General features: G+C 74.9%; 18 protein-coding genes and 1 pseudogene. 12 read left to right on the top strand and 7 right to left on the bottom strand.

From position 1 onward, the window contains the following. Nucleotides 1-37: 37 nt before the first annotated feature. Entirely contained in the window at nt 38-928 is an 891-nt protein-coding gene (locus D0Z06_RS12830; RefSeq protein WP_233517647.1) for a GGDEF domain-containing protein, read from the bottom strand. A gap of 141 nt (nt 929-1,069) precedes the next feature. Here D0Z06_RS12830 and D0Z06_RS12825 point away from each other — a divergent pair, with 141 nt between their 5' ends. After that, nucleotides 1,070-2,008 (top strand): hydroxymethylglutaryl-CoA lyase, encoded by a 939-nt coding sequence (locus D0Z06_RS12825; RefSeq protein ID WP_117377838.1) that lies wholly within the window; start codon nt 1,070-1,072, stop codon nt 2,006-2,008. 85 nt (nt 2,009-2,093) lie between these two features. On the opposite strand, the gene D0Z06_RS12820 is transcribed toward D0Z06_RS12825, so the two are convergent. The 3 genes from D0Z06_RS12820 to D0Z06_RS12810 all read right to left on the bottom strand — a co-directional run bounded on the left by D0Z06_RS12820 (nt 2,094) and on the right by D0Z06_RS12810 (nt 6,522). Continuing rightward, nucleotides 2,094-2,624, bottom strand: a complete 531-nt coding sequence (locus D0Z06_RS12820) for a flavin reductase family protein (RefSeq protein ID WP_199522289.1) — start codon at nt 2,622-2,624, stop codon at nt 2,094-2,096. A gap of 146 nt (nt 2,625-2,770) precedes the next feature. Continuing rightward, nucleotides 2,771-3,979: an HNH endonuclease gene (locus tag D0Z06_RS12815; RefSeq protein ID WP_117377837.1), complete on the bottom strand. Its 1,209-nt coding sequence runs from the start codon at nt 3,977-3,979 to the stop codon at nt 2,771-2,773. Nucleotides 3,980-4,287: 308 nt separating this feature from the next. Further along, nucleotides 4,288-6,522 (bottom strand): SpoIIE family protein phosphatase, encoded by a 2,235-nt coding sequence (locus tag D0Z06_RS12810; protein ID WP_233517646.1) that lies wholly within the window; start codon nt 6,520-6,522, stop codon nt 4,288-4,290. 222 nt (nt 6,523-6,744) lie between these two features. Between D0Z06_RS12810 and D0Z06_RS12805 the strand changes: the two genes are divergently transcribed. After that, nucleotides 6,745-7,371 carry a hypothetical protein gene (locus D0Z06_RS12805; RefSeq protein WP_117377934.1) on the top strand — a complete coding sequence of 209 codons (627 nt, stop codon included), beginning with the start codon at nt 6,745-6,747 and terminating at the stop codon, nt 7,369-7,371. A gap of 117 nt (nt 7,372-7,488) precedes the next feature. On the opposite strand, the gene D0Z06_RS12800 is transcribed toward D0Z06_RS12805, so the two are convergent. Then, nucleotides 7,489-7,911: a hypothetical protein gene (locus tag D0Z06_RS12800; RefSeq protein WP_117377835.1), complete on the bottom strand. Its 423-nt coding sequence runs from the start codon at nt 7,909-7,911 to the stop codon at nt 7,489-7,491. Between the two features lie 37 nt (nt 7,912-7,948). Beyond that, on the bottom strand, nt 7,949-8,314 hold the full coding sequence (locus D0Z06_RS12795; RefSeq protein ID WP_117377834.1) for a hypothetical protein: 366 nt from the start codon (nt 8,312-8,314) through the stop codon (nt 7,949-7,951). Nucleotides 8,315-8,449: 135 nt separating this feature from the next. Here D0Z06_RS12795 and D0Z06_RS12790 point away from each other — a divergent pair, with 135 nt between their 5' ends. The 10 genes from D0Z06_RS12790 (at nt 8,450) to D0Z06_RS12745 (ending at nt 19,859) form a co-directional block, all read left to right on the top strand. Further along, nucleotides 8,450-9,304: a PaaX family transcriptional regulator C-terminal domain-containing protein gene (locus D0Z06_RS12790; RefSeq protein WP_117377833.1), complete on the top strand. Its 855-nt coding sequence runs from the start codon at nt 8,450-8,452 to the stop codon at nt 9,302-9,304. Nucleotides 9,305-9,418: 114 nt separating this feature from the next. Further along, on the top strand, nt 9,419-10,132 hold the full coding sequence (locus D0Z06_RS12785; RefSeq protein ID WP_199522288.1) for an iron ABC transporter ATP-binding protein: 714 nt from the start codon (nt 9,419-9,421) through the stop codon (nt 10,130-10,132). 120 nt (nt 10,133-10,252) lie between these two features. Continuing rightward, entirely contained in the window at nt 10,253-12,034 is a 1,782-nt protein-coding gene (locus D0Z06_RS12780) for an N-acetylglutaminylglutamine amidotransferase (protein WP_117377831.1), read from the top strand. A gap of 13 nt (nt 12,035-12,047) precedes the next feature. Further along, the gene (ngg, locus tag D0Z06_RS12775; RefSeq protein WP_117377830.1) at nt 12,048-13,805 is read left to right on the top strand and encodes an N-acetylglutaminylglutamine synthetase; all 1,758 of its coding nucleotides are present in this window, start codon (nt 12,048-12,050) and stop codon (nt 13,803-13,805) included. 221 nt (nt 13,806-14,026) lie between these two features. Beyond that, complete coding sequence (locus tag D0Z06_RS12770) at nt 14,027-15,055, top strand: TerC family protein (protein WP_233517645.1); 1,029 nt, start codon at nt 14,027-14,029, stop codon at nt 15,053-15,055. 99 nt (nt 15,056-15,154) lie between these two features. Continuing rightward, nucleotides 15,155-15,532, top strand: coding sequence for a fluoride efflux transporter FluC (locus D0Z06_RS12765; RefSeq protein WP_117377828.1), 378 nt, complete (start codon nt 15,155-15,157; stop codon nt 15,530-15,532). Further along, nucleotides 15,529-15,882, top strand: coding sequence for a fluoride efflux transporter FluC (locus D0Z06_RS12760; protein WP_117377827.1), 354 nt, complete (start codon nt 15,529-15,531; stop codon nt 15,880-15,882). Before D0Z06_RS12765 ends, D0Z06_RS12760 begins: the two co-directional genes overlap by 4 nt. Nucleotides 15,883-15,930: 48 nt before the next feature. After that, nucleotides 15,931-17,346: an alpha,alpha-trehalose-phosphate synthase (UDP-forming) gene (locus D0Z06_RS12755; protein ID WP_117377826.1), complete on the top strand. Its 1,416-nt coding sequence runs from the start codon at nt 15,931-15,933 to the stop codon at nt 17,344-17,346. Further along, nucleotides 17,343-18,086: a trehalose-phosphatase gene (otsB, locus tag D0Z06_RS12750; RefSeq protein WP_117377825.1), complete on the top strand. Its 744-nt coding sequence runs from the start codon at nt 17,343-17,345 to the stop codon at nt 18,084-18,086. Before D0Z06_RS12755 ends, otsB begins: the two co-directional genes overlap by 4 nt. Before the next feature lie 159 nt (nt 18,087-18,245). After that, the gene (locus D0Z06_RS12745) at nt 18,246-19,859 is read left to right on the top strand and encodes a methyl-accepting chemotaxis protein (RefSeq protein WP_117377824.1); all 1,614 of its coding nucleotides are present in this window, start codon (nt 18,246-18,248) and stop codon (nt 19,857-19,859) included. An 85-nt stretch (nt 19,860-19,944) separates the two neighbouring features. On the opposite strand, the pseudogene D0Z06_RS12740 reads toward D0Z06_RS12745, so the two are convergent. After that, nucleotides 19,945-20,045 (bottom strand): annotated as a pseudogene (locus tag D0Z06_RS12740) (IS5/IS1182 family transposase); the annotation flags it as partial.

Below are 20,045 nucleotides of genomic sequence, written 5' to 3'. Positions count from 1 at the left end.
GACCGGGCCCGGTGGGGTGGCGCCCGCCGGGCCGGGGTCAGCGGCGGCGGGCGGCCTTGTCGGCGTACATGGCGTCGTCCGCGGCGCGGACCAGCGAGTCGTAGGCCTCCTCCGGGTCGGCACCCCCGGGCACCGAGCCGATGCCGATGCTCATGCCCAGGGTGACCGTGGTGTCGCCGAGCGTCAGCCGTTCCGGGACGCTGCGGCGCAACCGGTCGGCGAGCACCTCGGCGTCCTGCCGCTCGGTGTTCTCGCAGACGATGCTGAACTCGTCCCCGCCCAGCCGCGCCGCCGTGTCGCTCGCCCGGAGCACGGAGGTCAGCTTCTCGGCGAAGGCGACGAGCACGAGGTCGCCCATCGGGTGACCGTGCTCGTCGTTGATGGCCTTGAAGCCGTCGAGGTCGATGACCACCACGCAGGTCGGGGTGCGCTCGCGGTGCCCCCGCTCGAGGGCGTGCCGCAGCCGGTCCCGGAACAGGATCCGGTTGGGCAGCCCGGTGAGCGGGTCGTGCAGCGACTGGTGGACCAGCTGGGCCTCGAGGGCCTTCCGGTCGGTGATGTCCTCGATGATCATCACCAGGTGGCCGACCTCGCCCCCGGGCGTCCCCTCGACCGCCGCCGCGGTGACCTGCACCGGCAGGGCGCTGCCGTCGCGGTGCAGCAGCCGGGTCTCGTGCCGCATCGGCTTCCCGCGCAGGGCGAGCAGCTGGCCGTGGGCCTCCTGGGCGGCCGGGACGTCGTCGGGGTCCACCAGGTCCAGCACGGAGACGCCGCTGAGCTGGGCGGGGTCCCTGCCGAGCATCTGGCCGAGGGTGGGGTTGACGTCGACGAGGACGCCGCCGGGGGTCAGGAGCGCGATGCCCATCGGCGCGTTGTCGAAGACGCTCCGGCGGTCAGCCGGGGGCAGCGTGCCGGTCGTGCTCGTCACCTCCTCACCTCCTCGCTGGACATCTTGCGTGATCCGGGCCGGGTACCAGCAGCTCTTCGACCTATTCGTGTGCCCCGGTAGTTCCACGTGGAACCACCCGAACAGGGAGGATGGACCCAGCTGCCGACGAGGAGGTCTGCCGTGAACGACTTCGACCTGGTCCTGCCACCGTCCGTGGACGTCCGCGAGGTGGGGATGCGCGACGGGCTCCAGCTGGAGGCCCCGGTGCCCCTGCCGGCGAAGCTGGCGATGCTGGAGGCGCTGGTCGCCACCGGTGTCCGGCGGATCGAGGCGACGTCCTTCGTCTCCCCGCGAGCGGTCCCGGCGCTGGCCGACGCCGACCAGGTGGCCGCCGAGCTGTCCCGCTGGGACGAGGTCCACTGGTCGGCCCTGGTGGCCAACCCGCGGGGGGCGACGCGCGCGGTCGACGCCGGGGTGCCGCACCTGGAGTACGTCGTCTCGGCCTCCGACGGGCACAGCCGGGCGAATGCGGGGCGCTCGACCGCCGAGGCCGTCGCGGCGGTCGGGGAGATCGCGGCCATGGCGCACGGCGCGGGCGGCTCCCTGGAGGTCATCATCGCCACCGCCTGGGACTGCCCCTTCGACGGTCGCACGCCCGTGACCCGCACCGTGGACGTCGCCCGGGCCGCGGTCACCGCCGGCGCCGACCGGCTCTGCCTCGGCGACACGATCGGGACCACCACGCCGATGCGGGTGGTGCAGCTGCTCGACGCGGTCCGCCGCACCTGCCCGGGGGTCGAGGTCGGGGTGCACTTCCACGACACCCGCGGGACGGGGCAGGCCAACGCGCTGGCGGCGGTGCAGGCCGGGGTCACCCAGCTCGACGCCTCCGTCGGGGGCCTGGGCGGGTGCCCGTTCGCCCCGGGTGCGAGCGGCAACATCGCCACCGAGGAGCTCGTCTACATGCTGGAGGAGTCCGGCGTGCGGACCGGCATCGACCTCGACGCCCTCCTCCTCGCCGCCCGCGTCACCGAGGACGCGGTCGGCCACGCCCTGCCCAGCTCGCTCTACCGCGCGGGAGGGCGCTCGGTGCCGCGGGCGGCGGCGGCGACCGGCTGAGCCCGGCTCGGCGCTCCCCGGCGGGGTCCCGGCGGCCTGGCGCTCGCGCAGGGCGGGCGGGAGCGCCCCGCCACGGGGCCTGGGGTCAGCGGCCCCGGGGGTGGTCCAGGAGGCCGTAGGCACCCCGGTGGAACAGCAGCGGACGGCGGCCGGGGTCGGCGCCGAGGTCGAGGACGGAGGCGGCCACCAGGGTGTGGTCGCCCCCGTCGTACTCGGCCCAGAGCCGGCAGTCGATCCACGCGACGACGTCGTCCAGGACCGGGGACCCGTGCCGGCTGGGCCGCCAGTGCACACCGGCGAACTTGTCGGCGCCCGACCGGGCGAACGTGGTCGACAGGTCGGTCTGGTCCTCGGCGAGCACGTTGACGCAGAACCGGCCGATGTCGCGCAGCCGCGGCCAGGTCGACGAGGTGCGTGCGGGTGCGAAGACCACCAGCGGCGGGTCCAGCGAGAGGGAGCTGAACGACTGGCAGGTGAAGCCGATGGGCCCGTCATCGGTCATCGCCGTGACCACGGTGACCCCCGAGGCGAAGTGGCCGAGCACGTCGCGCATCGTGCGCGGTTCGACGACCGGGACCGGGACCGGCTCCCCCGACTCGGGCTGGGCCTCGCTCATGACGCCAGCCAACCACGCGCCTTCCCGCCGTCGCACGCCACGCAGGCCTCGACAGCGGCACCCCGCGCCCGGGCATGCCGAGTGCCCGGCGCACGGGTGGGTGCGCCGGGTCGGCGGGTCTGTGGTTCTCGCTCTGGCCGCCCGGTTCAGGCGGCGACGAGTGGGGCCGGGATGTGGATCTCGGTGCCGTCGGGGCGCCAGGTGCGCCAGGTGCCGTCGGGTCGGCGTTCGACGCGGAAGCCGTGGTGGACCTTGGTGTGGTGCCGCTCGCACAACAGGGCGCTGTTGGCCAGCGACGTCTCCCCGCCCAGGGCCCACTCCAGCAGGTGGTGCACGTCGCACCAGTGGGTGGGAGCCCCGCAGCCGGTGAACACGCAGCCCCGGTCGCGGCGCTCCACCGCCCGGCGCAGGTGCGGGGGCACCACCCGGTGGGTGCGCCCGACGTCCAGCGGGGCGCCGTCGGGGCCCATGACGATGCGGGTGACCGCCCCGTCGCAGGCCAGCCAGCGGGCCCGGGCGGCGGAGATCGTGGCGCCGAAGCCGAGCTCCGCGGCGCCGGGGCCGACCGCGGGGTCGACGAGGTCTTCGGCGTCGAGGACGACGGCCACGTGCGGCTTGACGGTGCGCAGGGTGGGCAACTGTCCGCCGGCGAGCTGGAGATCACACAGCTGGACGAGGGCGTCGGCCTGCGCCTGGGGCCGGGTGCGCTCGTCGCCGGCGCACCGCCCGGCCTGCAGGAGGCTCTCCAGGGCGGCCTGCAGCCTCTCCCCGCCGGCGGCGTCCAGCTCCAGCCGGCCGGTGAGCGAGCCGTCGGCGTGCCGGACGAGGGAGAGCCGGCGGCCCTCGGTGGGGTCGGGCTCGGGCCCGTCGGGGTCCAGGCCGGTGAGGTAGTGCCGCACCACCTGCACCAGGTCGGCGTGCGGGCGCGCGGCGGCCAGGTCGGTGAGCAGCCGGTCGACCTCCGCCAGGTCCACCCCGCAGGCTTCGGCGGCGGCCAGGTGCTCCTCCCGGGTGATCGGCGCGATCACCGCGACGGCCTCGGCCGACACCGCCCCGGCGGCGTGCGCCTCCGCCAGGGCGGGCAGGTGCTCCAGCGCGCGCCCGGCGCGGACCAGCCCGGCCGCGGCGGAGTGGCTCATCCGCGCGTGCCCGCGCAGCCACGCGGCCATGGTCTTCAGCCCGTCGACCTCCGCCGCGCCGGCCAGCTCGCAGGCGCGCACGGTGCGGGCCACCTCGGCGGCGATCCGGTGCCGGGCGACCAGCAACCCACCCAGGCGTTCCAGCAGCTCCGGGCCGAACGCCGAGGCCAGCCCGGCCCCGGCCAGCCCGTCGATCGCGCTCGACAGCTGTTGCACCGCCGGGTCACCTCCCGCTCCACCGTCTCGAACGTGTGTACGAAGAATACCGCCGGAGAGGAGCCTGTGCCTGCTGAACCCCCAGCTCAGCAAGCTGTCCACAGTTCGCTGCCGGGCGTTGACAGGGCGGCGCACCCACGCTGGGGCGGTAGTCCCAGGCAGCGGTAGCAACCGGTGACGGCCGGCGGGGGAGCCAGGGCCGCGCGGTCGAGCCGTGCGCGGGGCGGCCGGACCGAGGCGCAGGGCGATCAGCCGAAACGCGGGGCGGTCAGCCGAAACGCAGGGCGATCAGCCGAAACGCAGGGCGATCAGCCGAAACGCAGGGCGATCAGCGCGACGTCGTCCCGGCCGTCGATCGAGCCGGCGACCGCCGCGTCGCACAGGTGCCGGGGGGAGGCGTCGGCCGGGGCCTGGCCCAAGCGGGTGGTGAGCTCGTCGATCCCGGCGTCCAGGTCGACCCCGGGGCGCTCGATCAACCCGTCGGTGTAGGCCAGCAGCGTCGATCCCGGCAGCACGTCGAGGACGACGGTCTCCCGCCGGGCGGCGCCGTCCACCCCGACCAGCAGCCCGGTGACCTCGCTGAGCACCCGGACGGTGCCCTCCGGGTCGCGCAGCAGCAGCGGGGGGTGCCCGGCGTTGGCCACGTGCACCCGCCACGGCCGCCCCTCCCCTTCTGGCGGCACGGCGCGGGCGTAGACCATCGTGGCCATGGAGGCCACCTGCAGGCCCTGCACCAGGCGGTCCACCCGGGCGAGGACCACCCCCGGGTCCGGGTCGGCGGCCTCCCAGGCGCAGGCGCGGATCAGCCCGCGCAGGTGCCCCATGGCGGCGGCCGCGGCGACGTCGTGGCCCACCACGTCGCCGATGACCATCCCCACCGAGCCGTCGGGCAGGTGCAGGAGGTCGTAGAAGTCACCGCCCACGTCGGCCGCGGTCGAGGCGCTCACGTAGTGTGCGGCCGCCTCCACGCCGGGGATCGAGGGCAGCTCCGGCAGGAGCGAGCGCTGCAGCGTGTCGGCGACCGTGTGCTCCTGCTGGTACAGCCGCACGTTGTCCATGGCGAGGGCGGCCCGGCGGGCGAGGTCCTCGACGAGGTCGACGTCCTCCTGCGTGAAGGGCCGGTCCTCGTCGGTGCGGGCCAGCAGGATCGCGCCGCGGGTGCGCCGGCGCGCCACCATCGGGACGGCGAGCACCGATGCCGCGCCCACCCGCTCGAACGCCTCGCGGGCCGCGTCGCTGGTGAAGATACCCGGCAGCCGTTCCCCGGCCCGGTCGACCAGGACCGGCCGGGACGTGGTCATGCTGCGCAGCGTCGGCGACCCCTCGGGCAGGTGCTGGGCGTGCTGGGAGTCCAGCACCCGCAGCTCGTTCTCGAGGCCGTCGCGGTGCAGGGACGCCGTCTGCGCGACCGACCCGGAGTCGTCGATCAGCGTGATGAACACCCAGTCGGCGACCAGCGGCACCGACAGCCGGGCCAGCCGGTCGAGCAGGTCGGCGAGGTCGAGCGTCGCGATCAGCGTGCTGGTCGCCTCGGCCATCAGGGCCAGCCGGCTCTGCGCCCGCTCGGCCTCCGCCCGGGCGTGCTCGGCGTCGGCCCGGGACTGCTCGGCGGTGGCCCGGGCGAGCTCGGCCTCCTCGCGGGCGGTGCGCTCGGCGGCGAACGCGGCCTCGCGCTCGTGCTCGACGCGCACCCGCTCGGTGACGTCGGTCTGGACGCCGACGAAGCTGACGAGGTCCCCCGCGCCGTCGAACACCGGGCTGATGGAGAGCTGGTTCCAGAAGGCCGTGCCGTCCTTGCGGTAGTTCAGCAGGGTCACGGTGACCGCCTCCTGCGCCGCGAGCGCGTCGCGGATGACCTCGATGGCCTCCGGCGCCGTGGCCGGGCCCTGCAGGAAGCGGCAGTTGCTCCCGACCGCCTCCTCGTACGAGTAGCCGGTGATCCGGGAGAACGACGGGTTGACCCAGATCAGCGGGTTGTCGGGGAGCCGCGGGTCGGTGATCGTGAAGGTGATGTCGGTGGCGATGACCGCCCGCTCGCGCAGCGACTGCAGGTACTGGTCGGGGTCGGCCGGCCCGCCGTCACCGGCGGTCAGCTCCATGAAGACGACCAGGGAGAGCTGCTCGTGGCTGTCCGGCCGGGACAGCGGGAACCCGGTGACCCACAGCAACTGGTCCCGGTGCCCGCCGTTCGAGGCCGCGTGCGTGCTCCGGGAGCCGCGGCCGGGCCTCAGGCGCACCGCCTCGCCGGCGACCGGCTGGCCCTGCGCCACGAGGGAGAGCGGCCCGCTGGTGCTGGCCAGCGGTTCGCCGCCCAGGTCGGTCAGCCCGGCGGAGGCGCCCCAGGTGTCGATGTCGACCGGGAGGTGCACGTTGCCGGCGAGCTCCACCGCCGCCCTGTTGGCGTAGGTGACCATGCCGGTGCCGCGGTCGATGACGAGGACGCTGACCGGCACGTCGGAGAGGACGCCCGGCAGGGCCGCGGAGGCGGTGCCGCTCGACTCGTGCTCGGAGACGACCGCGGTCGCGGCCGTGACGATGCCCACCGGCCCCGCGTCGATCGGCTCGTCGCGGGGTGCTGGCGGGGACGTCCCCCGCGGTCGGTCCCGCTCGCCCGGCACGACAGGAACAGTAACCGCGGCGGTCCGGGCGAGGCCACCACGGGGGCTGGGGTGACCAGCCGGTCCGTCCGATCGGGTGTGACCCGGCCGGGGGCGGGGCACCGCGGGGGGCGGGTGGTGCCCCGCCGCCCGGAGGAGGTGCCGGTCATGGGACTGCTCGACAGGCTCTTCGGCGGACGGCGACGCGAGCCGGTCCGCCCGGCCCCGCCCGCTGCCCGGCCGGTGCACGGCGGCGCCCCCACCGGCCGGCCGGTGGACGCCGCCCCCGGCGACCAGCAGGCCATCGAGCGCTACCGCTACCTGCTGCGCACCGCTCCCCCGGACGCGATCGAGCAGGCGCACGCGGAGGCGTTCGCCCAGCTCACCCCGCAGCAGCGGCAGGAGGTGCTGACCCAGCTGGCCGCGGCGGTCCCCGAGGCCGAGCGCCCGCGCGCCGACGACCCGGGCGCGCTGGCCCGCGCGGCCACCCGCGCCGAGCTGCGCCGGCCGGGCACCCTCGAGCGGGCCTTCGGCGGCACCGGGCCCGGCGGGCGCCCCGGCTTCGGCAGCACGGTCGGCGCCGGCCTGCTGGGCACCGTAGGCGGCCTCGTCATCGGCACCGCCGTCGCCGACGCCCTGTTCGACACCGGTGCCGGCGACGGCGGGCTCGTCGGCGGCGGGGACGAGGAGGCCTACGCCGGCGGTGAGGAGGGCTACGCCGACGGCGGGGGCTCCGGGGGCGGTGACTTCGGGGGCGGTGACTTCGGCGGTGGCGACTTCGGGGGCGGGTTCTGACCCGGCGGCTCTGCCCCGGCGGCTCTCGGGCCCGGCGGCCTCGACCCGGCCGCTCCTGAGCCCGGCGGCCTCGACCCGGCCGCTCCCGTGCCCGGCGCGGTCGCGTGGGCCCGGCGGTCAGGCCGTGCGCGCCTCCCGGCTGCGCCGCCGCAGCCACAGCAGGCCCAGCACCGGAAGCACCAGCGGGATGTACAGGTAGCCCCGGCCGAAGTCCGACCACACCGTCTCGTCCGGGAACGCCGCCGGGTCGACCACCGACAGCGTGCCGACGACGAGGACGCCGGCGAGCTCGACCGAGCACGCCACCCAGGCGGTCCGCCGCCCGCCCCGGCCGTCCCGGGCCAGCGCCACCGCCGCCACCACGTACACCGCCGCGGCCAGCGCCGACAGCACGTAGGCCAGCGGGGCCTCCGCGAACCGGGTGGCGAGCTGCACGGTGGCGCGCGCGCCGGCGGCGAGGGCGAACACGGCGTAGACGGCGACGAGCACCCGGCCCGGCCCGCCCTCGACCGGGCCGGCCGATGCCGGCCTCCCCCGCACCGACCGCCTCCCCCGGCCCGGTCCCCCCTGCGTGGGTTCAGCCACCGGTCGCCTCCCAGAGCTGCAGCAGCCGCCAGATCATGACCGCGACCGCGGCGGCGGCCACCGCGAGCACGGTGCCGGCCCAGCGGCTGGTCTCGGTGCGCGCCCACAGCGCACCGGCGACCGGCAGGAGCACGATCCCGCCCAGGTAACCCAGGAACGTCGCGGTCTCCGCGGGCCGCTCGCCGCGCACCAGCAGGACGACCGCCAGCACGGCCTGGACCAGCAGCAGGAGCTCCAGCAGCGCCGTCCCCCAGAGGTGCAGCAGGCCGATCCGCCGGCGCGCCAGGGTCGAGGCCAGGCCGGCGAGGGCCACCAGCACCGCCACGACGGTCGTCGTCCCGACCAGGACCGGGCTCACCGGCGGTACCCGGTGTCGGCGGTGGACGGCACGGCTGCCATCCTCCCGCTCCGGGGGGACGTCCCGGGCACCGACCCGCGATCCGGGGCGCCGACCGCTGCGGCTGCGCCGCGGGCGCCGTCCGGGGAGGCTGCGATGACCGTCCGCGAACTCGTCGTGGACCTCTTCGCCGAGCACGTCGACGTGGTGGCCGACGGGCCGGTCCGCCTCCGCACGCTGGTCTCCCTGCTGGCCGACTTCGGCGTGGCCGAGCCGACGACGCGCATGACGACCGCGGCGCTGCGCCGGTCGGGGTTGCTCACCGCCTCCCGGCACGGCCGGGAGACCCGCTACGCCGCCACCGACGAGTTGCGCGCCGGCGTCCGCAGGCGCTGGGCGCGGCTCGAGGAGCGGCTGGGTCCGTGGGACGGCCAGTGGCGGGTGGTCATCTACGCCGTGCCGGAGACCGATCGCGCGGCGCGCGAGCGGGTCCGCCGGGCGCTGACCCGGCACGGGTTCGGCCCGCTCGCCCCGGCGACCTGGCTCTCGCCGCACCGGGCCGCGCTCCAGGAGGTGCGGGCCGAGCTGGCCCAGGAGCCGCTGAGCCGCCTCGACCTGCTCACCGCCCGGGTGGCCGGGGAGCTCGGCGCCTCCGATCGAGCGCTGGCCACCCGCTGCTGGGACCTCGAGGGGGTGGCAGCCGCCTACACCGCCCTCGCCGACCGGCTCGTACGCCTGGTGGAAGGGCCGCCGCCGGTCGGGCCGGAGGCGCTCACCACGCACCTGCGCACGCTGGCCGACGCCCGCCGCATCGGGCAGTCCGACCCGATGCTCCCCTCCGCCCTGCGGCCCGAGGGCTGGCCCGGCCCGGCCGTGCGGGAGCTGTGGGACGCCTTCGCCCGCTGGGTCGTCCCCGGTGCCCGCGCGCACGTCACCGCGGTGCTGGCCGCACCGCCGCAGGCGGTCGCTCCCCCATCGCCGTGTGAACCAGGCCGCGTCACGAAACGGTGACTGCCGCTGTTCCCGCGGTGCCCGACGTGCAAGGGGAGGCTCACCCAAGTAAGCCAAGCCTCACCGATCGGAGTTCCATGCGCACCGCCGCCCGGCCGCTACGGCGACCAGGCGGTGGTCGACGACGTCTCGATCGCCTTCGGCGGGGAGGGCGTCACCGCGCTCATCGGCCCGAACGGCGCGGGCAAGTCGACGCTGTTCGGCCTCGTGGGCCGCCTCGTCCGGCCCGACGCCGGTCGCGTCACGGTGGACGGCACGGACGTCGCGGCCGCCTCGTCGAAGCGGCTCGCCACGGTCCTCGCCGTCCTCCGCCAGGACAACCACGTCGCGGCGCGCCTGACCGTCCACGACCTCGTGGAGTTCGGCCGCTTCCCGCACTCCCGGGGGCGGCTCACGGTGGCCGACCGCGGGCACATCGACCGCGCGATCGCCTACCTCGACCTCGACGCCTACCGGCACCGGTTCCTCGACGAGCTCTCCGGCGGTCAGCGCCAGCGCGCCTTCATCGCGATGGTGCTCGCCCAGGACACCCGGTACGTCCTGCTCGACGAGCCGCTCAACAACCTCGACCTGCGGCACATGACGGAGATCATGCGGCTGGTCCGGCGGATGGCCGACGAGCTCGGCAAGCGCATCGTGGTCGTGCTGCACGACATCAACGTCGCGGCGACCTGGTCCGACCGGATCGTCGCGATGCGCGACGGGCGCGTCGTGGCGGACGCCCCGTCCCGCGAGGTCATGCGTCCCGAGGTGCTGGAGGCCGTGTACGGCACACCCGTCGACGTCCGCGAGATCGACGGCCGGCCCGTCGCCCTCTACTACGGCTGATCGACCGGCTCGTTCCACGTGGAACGCCGGTGGCCGGACCGCATGACCCGCGCCACGACCGGCCCGCACACCCCTCCCCCGCATCGCGGCGCCGGGCCGGCAGGGGTTAGATCATGATGCATGTGCGGCCTCTCCGGTGAGATCCGGTTCGACGGCTCCATGGCCGACACCACCGCGGTGGCGCGGATGGTCGACGCCCTCGTCCCCCGCGGGCCGGACGGCCAGGGGTCCTGGAGCAACGGGCGGGTGGCGTTCGGCCACCGGCGCCTGTCGGTCATCGACCTCTCGCAGACCGGCAGCCAGCCGATGGTGGACAACGAGCTCGGGCTGACCGCCGTCTTCAACGGCTGCATCTACGACTACAAGGAACTGCGCGCCGAGCTCGAGGGCCACGGCTACCGGTTCTTCTCCACCAGCGACACCGAGGTGATCCTCAAGGGCTACCACCACTGGGGCACCGACGTCGTCAGCCACCTGCACGGGATGTTCGCCTTCGTGATCCACGAGCGCGACACCGGCCGGGTGGTGCTGGCGCGGGACCGGCTGGGCATCAAGCCGCTGTACCTGGCCGAGACCCGCGGCCGGCTGCGGTTCGCCTCCTCCCTGCCGGCGCTGCTGCGGGCCGGGGACGTCGACACCTCCGTCGACGCGGTCGCGCTGCACCACTACCTGAGCTGGCACGCCGTCGTCCCCGCGCCCCGGACGATCGTCAACGGCGTCCGCAAGCTGCCCCCGGCGACCGTGCGGGTCGTCGAGCCCGACGGCACCACCCGCGAGCACCGCTACTGGCAGGCCACCTACGAGCGGCGGCCCGAGCACGCCTCCTGGACGGCCCGCGACTGGGAGGACGCCATCGAGGAGGCGCTGCGGGTCGCCGTCCGCCGGCGCCTGGTCGCCGACATCCCGGTCGGCGTGCTCCTCTCCGGCGGGCTGGACTCCAGCCTGATCGTCGGGCTGCTGGCCGAGGAGGGGCAGACCGGGCTGGCCACCTACTCCATCGGCTTCGACGCCGTGGCGGGCCGGGAGGGTGACGAGTTCCGCTACTCCGACGTGATCGCCGAGCGCTTCGCGACCGACCACCACCGGATCCGGGTCGCCTCCGACGAGCTCGCCGCCGCGCTCGGGCACGCCATCGGCGCGATGGCCGAGCCGATGGTCAGCCACGACGTGGTCGCCTTCGACCTGCTCTCCGAGCGGGTCAGCCAGAGCATCCGGGTCGTGCAGTCCGGGCAGGGCGCCGACGAGGTCTTCGCCGGCTACCACTGGTACCCGCCGCTGGCCGAGGTGGGCCGCGAGGAGGCGGTGGCGCGCTACGCCCAGGCGTTCTTCGACCGCGACCACGCGCAGATGCGCCAGGTGGTCGGCGACCGCTACGCCCTCGCCGCGGACCCCAGCCTGGCGTTCGTCCACGAGCACATGTCCGCGCCCGGCGCCCAGACCGCGGTGGACGCCGCCCTGCGCGTGGACAGCGAGGTCATGCTGGTCGACGACCCGGTCAAGCGGGTCGACAACATGTCCATGGCCTGGGGCCTGGAGGCGCGCGTGCCGTTCCTCGACCACGACCTGGTCGAGCTGGCCGCCCTCTGCCCGCCGGAGCTCAAGCTGGCCGACGGCGGGAAGGGCGTGCTCAAGGCCATCGGCCGGCGGGTCATCCCGCCGGAGGTGATCGACCGACCGAAGGGCTACTTCCCGGTGCCGGCGATCACACACCTGGAGGGCAAGGTCCTCGACCTGGTCCGCGACGCCCTCTCCAGCGACGCCGCCCGCGCGCGCGGCCTGTTCCGGCCGGAGTACGTGCAGGACCTGCTGGCCGACCCCAACGGCGAGCTCACCCCCCTGCGCGGCAACAAGCTCTGGCAACTGGGCCTGCTGGAGCTCTGGCTGCAGAACCACGGGGTCTGAGGGGGCCGGCGCGATGACGCCCCGGCTCGCCGGGCACCGCCGCCGCACCGCGGCGACCGATCCCCCTTCGCTCACCAACCGTTCCTGGCAGGAACCCTCCGACCACCAGCGCCGGGGCATGGACGCCGACGTCGTCCTCGACCTGGGCTGGGGCCGGCTGGTGTTCGGCCAGACGTTCTCCGACCTGCGCGGGATCGTGCTGGCCCTGCGCGCCGAGGAGACCGGCCGGCGCGACATCTGCATCTACCCGCGCGACCCGCACGTGCTGGTGGGCCTGGCGCCGGACGAGCTGTTCATCGACCCGAGCTACACCTACCGGCTCGACCTGTACCGCTACCGACCGCGGCACGACCTGATCCGCGGGGTGTTCGTCCGGACCGTCACCTCGCTGGCGGAGATGGAGCAGATCAACGAGATCTACGCGCGCAACAACATGGTGGTCGGCGACCCGGAGACCATGTGGGCCAACCACCGCACGCGGACGTTCACCTACCTGGTCGCCGTGGACCGGCGCACCGGCCGGGTGGTCGGCACGGTCACCGGCGTCGACCACGTGCTCGCCTTCGACGACCCCGAGGGCGGCGCCAGCCTGTGGTGCCTGGCGGTGCACGCGCAGGACGCCCCGCCGGGCACCGGCGAGGCACTGGTCCGGGTCCTCGCCGAGCGCTACGTGGGCCGCGGCCGGTCCTACCTCGACCTCTCGGTCATGCACGACAACACCGGGGCGATCGCGCTCTACCGCAAGCTCGGGTTCCACCGCACCCCCGCGGTCTGCGTCAAGCGCAAGAACCCGATCAACACCCCGCTGTTCAGCCGCCGCCCGCCCGGGCTCGAGGACGTCAACCCCTACGCCCGGATCATCGCCGAGGAGGCGCTGCGGCGGGGGGTGCGGGTGGAGGTCACCGACCCGGAGTGGGGCGAGCTGCGGCTCTCCCTCGGCGGGCGGACGGTGCTCACCCGGGAGTCGCTGTCGGAGTTCACCACCGCCGTCGCGATGAGCCGCTGCGACGACAAGCGGGTGACCCGGCGGATCATGGAGCAGGCCGGCGTCCGGGTGCCGCGGGGGGTCCGCGCCGGGGACGGCGACCTGGCCGACGCCCTCCACCTGCTGGCCGACTGCGGCGAGGTGGTCGTCAAGCCCGCCCGGGGCGAGCAGGGCCGCGGCATCACCGTCGGCGTCCACGAGGAGCCGGCACTGGAGCGGGCGGTGACCTTCGCCCAGCAGTTCTGCCCCGACGTCCTGGTCGAGGAGCTGGTCGAGGGCGACGACCTCCGGGTGGTCGTCATCGACCACGAGGTGGTGGCGGCCGCGGTCCGCCGCCCGGCCGAGGTGGTCGGCGACGGGCGCAGCCCCGTCACCGACCTGGTCCGGGCCACCAGCCGGCGGCGGGAGCGGGCGACCGGTGGGGAGTCCCGGATCCCGCTGGACGACACCACCGCCGAGGTGGTGTCGGAGTCCGGGTACGGGATGGACGACGTCCCGCCGTCCGGCGAGCGCATCCGCGTGCGGCGGACGGCGAACCTGCACACCGGCGGCACCATCGAGGACGTCACCGACCGGCTGCACCCCGACATCGCCGCAGCGGCGGTCCGGGCCAGCCGGGCGATCGGCATCCCGGTGACCGGGCTGGACTTCCTGGTGCCCGACGTCGAGGGCCCCGAGCACGTGTTCATCGAGGCCAACGAGCGGCCGGGGCTGGCCAACCACGAGCCGCAGCCGACCGTCGAGCGCTTCGTCGACCTGCTCTTCCCGGAGACCCGTCAGCGCTGACGGGCTCGCTCGGCGGAGTCCCGGGTGCGAGGTTTCCTCGCACCGGGCACTCCGCTGGCGCGGACTAGCGAAGTCTGCTTCACTGGTTCGCGAGGAGGGGAGTATCCCCCGTCGCCTGCGTCGTCAGGACGGTCCCGCGGTCGGGACCCGGCGCCGGCGGGCCCGCGACGGGCCGGGAGAGACCTCCGGTTGGTGGTTGCCGACTGGAGGACCCCGTGGACGTGCCGTTCTGGCTCTGGCTCGCCGTGCTCGCCGTGATCCTGGGCATGCTGGCCCTCGACCTGTTCGCCCACCGCCGCGCGCACGTCATCGGCGTGCGCGAGGCGGCCGCCTGGTCGGCGGTCTGGGTCGCCATCGGCGTCGGCTTCGGCGCGTGGGTCTGGTGGGCCCACGGGGCCGAGTTCGGCCAGCAGTACTACGCCGGCTACCTGATCGAGAAGTCCCTGGCCGTCGACAACGTCTTCGTCTGGGCGATCATCTTCACGTACTTCGCGGTACCCCGGGAGTACCAGCACCGGGTCCTCTTCTACGGCGTGCTGGGCGCGCTGGTGCTGCGGGGCCTGTTCATCGCCGGCGGCGCGGCGCTGATCGCGAACTTCGGCTGGGTCCTCTACCTGTTCGCCGCGTTCCTGCTGTGGACCGGGTACCGGATGCTCCGCCAGCGCGACGAGCACATCGACCCGGCCCGGTCGCGCGCGCTGCGGCTGTTCCGCCGGTACGTGCCGATGACCGACGCCTACCACGGGCAGCGCTTCCTCGTCCGCCGCGCCGGCGTCCTGGTGGCCACCCCCCTGCTGGCGGTGCTGGTCCTGGTCGAGGTCACCGACGTCATCTTCGCCGTCGACTCGATCCCGGCGATCTTCGCCGTGACCGACGAGCCGTTCCTCGTGTTCACCGCCAACGCGTTCGCCATCCTGGGGCTGCGGGCCATGTACTTCCTGCTCGCCGACCTCGTCCACCGCTTCGTCTACCTCAAGACCGGCCTCGCCCTGGTGCTGATCTGGGTCGGCGTCAAGATGGTGCTCAAGGTCGACCTCTTCTACATCCCCACCACGGTCAGCCTGGCGGTCATCGCGGCGATCATCGGGACGTCGGTGTGGCTGAGCCTGCGGGCCACCCGCGGGCAGGGCCGCCGGGCCGTCGAGGCGCCGGCCGCTCCCCCGTTCCGCCGGGCGAGCGAGGAGGAGCTGGCCGAGGTCGAGCCGTTCCTGCGCCGCCGCGGCAACCGGACCCCGGCCTCCGGGTCCTGACCCCCGCACGGCACCCGCACCCCGGCGGCGTAGGAAGCTTTCCCCCCGTCCCGCGCTCCTGGACGTGGGAAGAGCTTCCTATGCCTGGAGGGTGCACCGGTGGCATACCTGCTGGCCGCGCTGGGCGGCGCGCTGGGCTCGCTGGGCCGGTGGTGGGTGGGGACGGCGCTGCCCCCCTCCCCCACCGGCTGGCCGTGGGCCACGCTCCTGGTGAACACCACCGGCTGCCTCCTGCTCGGGGCGCTGCTGGCCGCGCTGGCCGGCCTCGAGCGGGAGCCGGCGTGGGCGCGCCCGCTGCTCGCGGTCGGCGTGCTCGGGGGCTGGACCACCTACTCGGCCTTCGCCGGAGAGGTGGTCGGCCGCGCCGGGGCCGGCGCCTGGGGGGTCGTGGCCGGCTACGTGCTGGTCTCCGTCGCCGGCGGCGTGCTGGCCGTGGTCGCCGGGGCGCGCGCGGTGCGACGGGTGCAGGCCCGGTGACCGCCCTCCTCGTGGCGGCCGGCGCGCTGGTCGGGGCGCCCCTGCGGCTGCTGGTCACCCGGTGGGCGGGGCGCGGGGGCGGTGACCCCGCCCGGGGGACGCTGGCGGTCAACGTGGCCGGCAGCGGGGCCCTCGGGGTCCTGCTGGGGACGGCGGCGGCCCCGGCCTGGGTGCTGGCCCTCGTCGGCACCGGCCTGTGCGGCGCGCTGACCACCTTCTCCACCTTCGGCGCCGACGTCGTCCGGCTGGCCGAGGCCCGGGCGCTCGCGCGGGCGCTCGCGTACGCGGTCGCCACGGTCGTCCTGGGCCTCGGAGCGGCCGCGGTGGGGTACCTGCTGGCCCCGGGCTGAGGGCTCCCGGTGGCGGACGCCGCCGCCCTCAGTAGGGTCGGGGACGGTATGGCTGGGGAATCGGCACGAGACGAGCACGCGGACAGCCCCGTCGTCGTGGTCGCCAACCGGCTGCCCGTCGACGCGGTGACCGAGCCGGACGGCACCGTCCGGTGGCAGCGCAGCCCGGGTGGGCTGGTCACGGCGCTGGAGCCGTTCGTCGCCGGCCGCGGCGGCGCGTGGGTGGGCTGGTCGGGATCGGCCGGCGAGGCCCCGGAGCCGTTCGAGTCCGGTGGCATGTCGCTCATCCCGGTGCCGCTCTCCGAGGACGAGGTCGACCGCTACTACGAGGGCATGTCCAACGCCTCGCTGTGGCCGCTCTACCACGACGTCGTGGAGAAGCCGGAGTACCACCGCACGTGGTGGGACACCTACGTCCAGGTCAACAAGCGCTTCGCCGACAAGGTCGTCGAGGTCGCCGCCGAGGGTGCCATCGTCTGGGTGCACGACTACCAGCTGCAGCTGGTCCCGGCCCTCCTGCGCCAGCGCCGGCCGGACCTGACGATCGGCTTCTTCCTCCACATCCCGTTCCCGCCCTACGAGCTGTTCACCCAGCTGCCCTGGCGCTCGGCGGTGGTCGAGGGGCTGCTCGGCGCCGACCTGGTCGGGTTCCAGCGGCCCAGCGCGGCGGCGAACTTCGTCCAGCTGGCCCGCCGGCTGCACGACCTGCCGGCTCGCGGCTCCACGATCGAGTACGACGGCCGGACGGTGACCGCCCGGGCGTTCCCGATCTCCATCGACGTCGCCGCCTTCGACCAGCTGGCCGCCTCCCGCGAGGTGGTCAAGCGTGCCGAGGAGATCCGCGCGGAGCTCGGCAACCCGGAGAAGATCATCCTGGGCGTCGACCGGCTCGACTACACCAAGGGCATCGCCGTCCGGCTCAGCGCCCTGCAGGAACTCCTCGAGGACGGCGTGCTGTCCGCGCCCGAGACGGTGATGGTGCAGGTGGCCACGCCGAGCCGGGAGCGGGTCGAGCACTACGTCACCATGCGCGAGACCATCGAGCAGCAGGTCGGGCACATCAACGGGGTCTTCGGCACGCTGGGCGGGCCCGCGGTCCACTACATCAACCAGTCCGTGCCCCGCGAGGAGCTGGCCGCGCTCTACCGGGCCGCCGACGTCATGCTCGTGACCCCCTACCGGGACGGCATGAACCTGGTCGCCAAGGAGTACGTCGCGGCCCGCGGCGACCTCGGCGGGGCCCTGGTGCTCTCCGAGTTCGCCGGCGCGGCCGCCGAGCTCAAGCAGGCCTTCCTGGTCAACCCGCACGACATCGCCGGGGTCAAGAACCAGCTGGTGCGGGCGCTGCGGCTCGACCCCGCCGAGGGTGCCAAGCGGATGCGGGCCATGCGCCGGCACCTGGTCCGCAACGACCTCGACCACTGGGCCAGCTCCTTCTTCGAGGCGCTGAAGGCCCAGGCGTGAGCGCCGTCCCCCCAGGCCTGGCCACCGCCCTCGAGGAGCTCGCGGGCCGCCGCCCGCTGCTGGTCGCCAGCGACTACGACGGGGTGCTCGCCCCCCTGGTCGGGGACCCTGGCGCGGCCGTCCCCTCCCCCGGCGTCGCGGAGGTGCTCGCCCGGGTCGCCGCCGCCGACGGCGTCACGGTCGCGCTGGTCAGCGGCCGCGGGGTCGACGACCTCCGGGCCGTCAGCGGCTTCAGCGGCCCCTACCGCTGGGTCGGCAGCCACGGCGCGGAGTACGACGGCCCGCTCACCGGCGAGCTGGCCGATCGCCGGGACGCCCTCGCCGACCGGCTGGCCCCGCTGGTCGACGCCGTGCCCGGCGCCCGGCTGGAGGTGAAGCCGGCGAGCGTCGCGGTGCACGTCCGGGAGGTCCCGGACCGCACCGCGGCCGCGGAGCTCCTCCTGGAGGCCGAGCGCGTCGCCGATCCGTCACTGACGAAGAAGCCGGGCAAGGAGGTGCTCGAGCTCGCGGTCACCGACGCCGACAAGGGCCGTGCGCTCCTCCGCCTCCGGGACGAGCTCGGTGCCGCCGTGGCGATGTACCTCGGCGACGACCGCACCGACGAGGACGCGTTCCGCGTCCTGCCCGCCGGGGACCTCACCGTCAAGGTCGGCGAGGGCGAGACGGTCGCGGCGCACCGGGTCGCGGGCACCGAGGACGTCGTGGTCCTGCTGGGAGAACTGGCCGACCGGCTGACCTGAGAATGGTCCTCCGCTGTCGACATGGGAACGGCGGGAATGCACTGACGACCATTTTTCAGAACGATCCGGGAACGGCGCGCCGTGGCGCGTGTGCCGATCGTGGAATGGCTCCACCCTGGGTGCTGCGTCACACCCCTCCCCCGCACCCCAGGAGTTCCCGTGCCCTCCCCTGCCGCTCTTCCTCCCCCTCCCCCGGCGTCGCGCGCCGGCTGGTTCGCCGACCGGCCGCTCGCGGTCAAGTTCGGGATCCTCGTCGCCGTCGTCGTGCTCGCCCTCGGCGGCCTGCTCGGCTCGGTCCTCGTCGGCAACTCCACCGTCCGGGAGGTCGACGCCGAGCTGGAGGTCCTCGTCGACGCGCAGGAACTGGTGCTGCAGATCGACACCCGGGCCAGCGAGCTGAAGGTCGACGGCTACAAGGCGGCCGTGCGCGAGGTGCCGGCCGACCAGCTCGCGGAGCTCGCCGAGGACATCGAGACCCCGGAGCTGCTGCTGGCCGAGCTCGGCGCGCTGGACCTGACCGGTGAGCCGGCCGCGGCGGTGGCGGCGCTGCAGACGAGCTTCGGCGACTACACGGCGGCCATCACGGCCTACGTCGACGGGGCGGTCGCCGACCAGGCCGGCGCGCGGCTGCGCTGGGAGGACATCCAGCTGGCCAACGACCTCACCGACGGGGCGGTGGGGGAGGCCAAGGACGCCGTCGCGGCCGCGACCGAGGACGCCGAGGCTCGGCTGTCCGCGGCGATCGACCGGTCGGAGACGGTGAGCGTCCTGATCGCCGCGACGGCGCTGGTGGTCGTCCTGGGGGTCAGCTGGCTCGTCGCGCGGTCGATCACCCGGCCGGTCCGGCGGGTGACGACCGCCCTGGAGGCCCTGGCCACCGGCGACCTGACCGTCGCCACCCGGGTCCGGTCCCGTGACGAGGTCGGCCGGATGGCCGCGTCCCTGGACACCGCCCAGGCCGCGCTGCGCGAGGTGCTGTCGGGCGTGGTCGCCTCGGCGGACGCGGTGGCGGCGTCGTCGGAGGAGCTGTCGGCGTCCTCTGCGCAGATCTCGGCGTCGGCGGAGGAGACCAGCGCGCAGTCCGGTGTGGTGGCCGGGGCCGCGGAGGAGGTCTCCCGCAACGTGCAGACGGTGGCCGCGGGGGCCGAGCAGATGGGCGCCTCGATCCGCGAGATCGCCTCGAACGCGGCCGAGGCCAGCGAGGTGGCGGCGCGGGCGGTGTCGGCGGCGGAGACGACGACGGCGACGGTGGCCAAGCTGGGGGAGTCCAGCGCGGAGATCGGCAACGTCGTCAAGGTCATCACGAGCATCGCCGAGCAGACCAACCTGCTGGCCCTCAACGCCACCATCGAGGCCGCCCGCGCCGGCGAGGCGGGCAAGGGCTTCGCGGTGGTGGCCAACGAGGTCAAGGAGCTGGCCCAGGAGACGGCGAAGGCCACCGAGGACATCGCCCGGCGGGTGCAGGCGATCCAGGGTGACACCGGGGCGGCGGTGGCCGCGATCGGGGAGATCAGCCAGATCGTGGCGCAGATCAGCGACCGGCAGACGACGATCGCCTCCGCGGTGGAGGAGCAGACGGCCACGACCAACGAGATGTCGCGGTCGGTCACCGAGGCGGCGTCGGGGTCGGGGCAGATCGCCGACAACATCACCGGGGTCTCCACCGCCGCGGAGTCGACCACCCAGGCGCTGACCCAGACCCGCACCGCCGTCGACGAGCTGTCCCGGATGGCCGCCGACCTGCGCACCTCGGTGGCCCGGTTCACCTACTGAGCACCTGCACCCGCCGGAGGGGGAGTGCGCGGCACAGCGGCCGCGCACTGAGCCTTTCCCAGTAGCGGGTCCGCCGGCCGGTTGATCACGTAGTGCGGTCGTGCATGTGGTGGAGCAGGACGAGGGCGGCGGCGGTGATGGCGCCGATGCGCCAGGGGCACAAGCTGACCCGGCGCAGCGCCTTGA

It is taken from the genome of Geodermatophilus marinus (assembly GCF_003428645.1).
GTDB lineage: Bacteria > Actinomycetota > Actinomycetes > Mycobacteriales > Geodermatophilaceae > Geodermatophilus.
The sequence above is the reverse complement of the archived record's forward strand: the minus strand, read 5'-3'. Positions and strand labels throughout refer to the sequence as shown.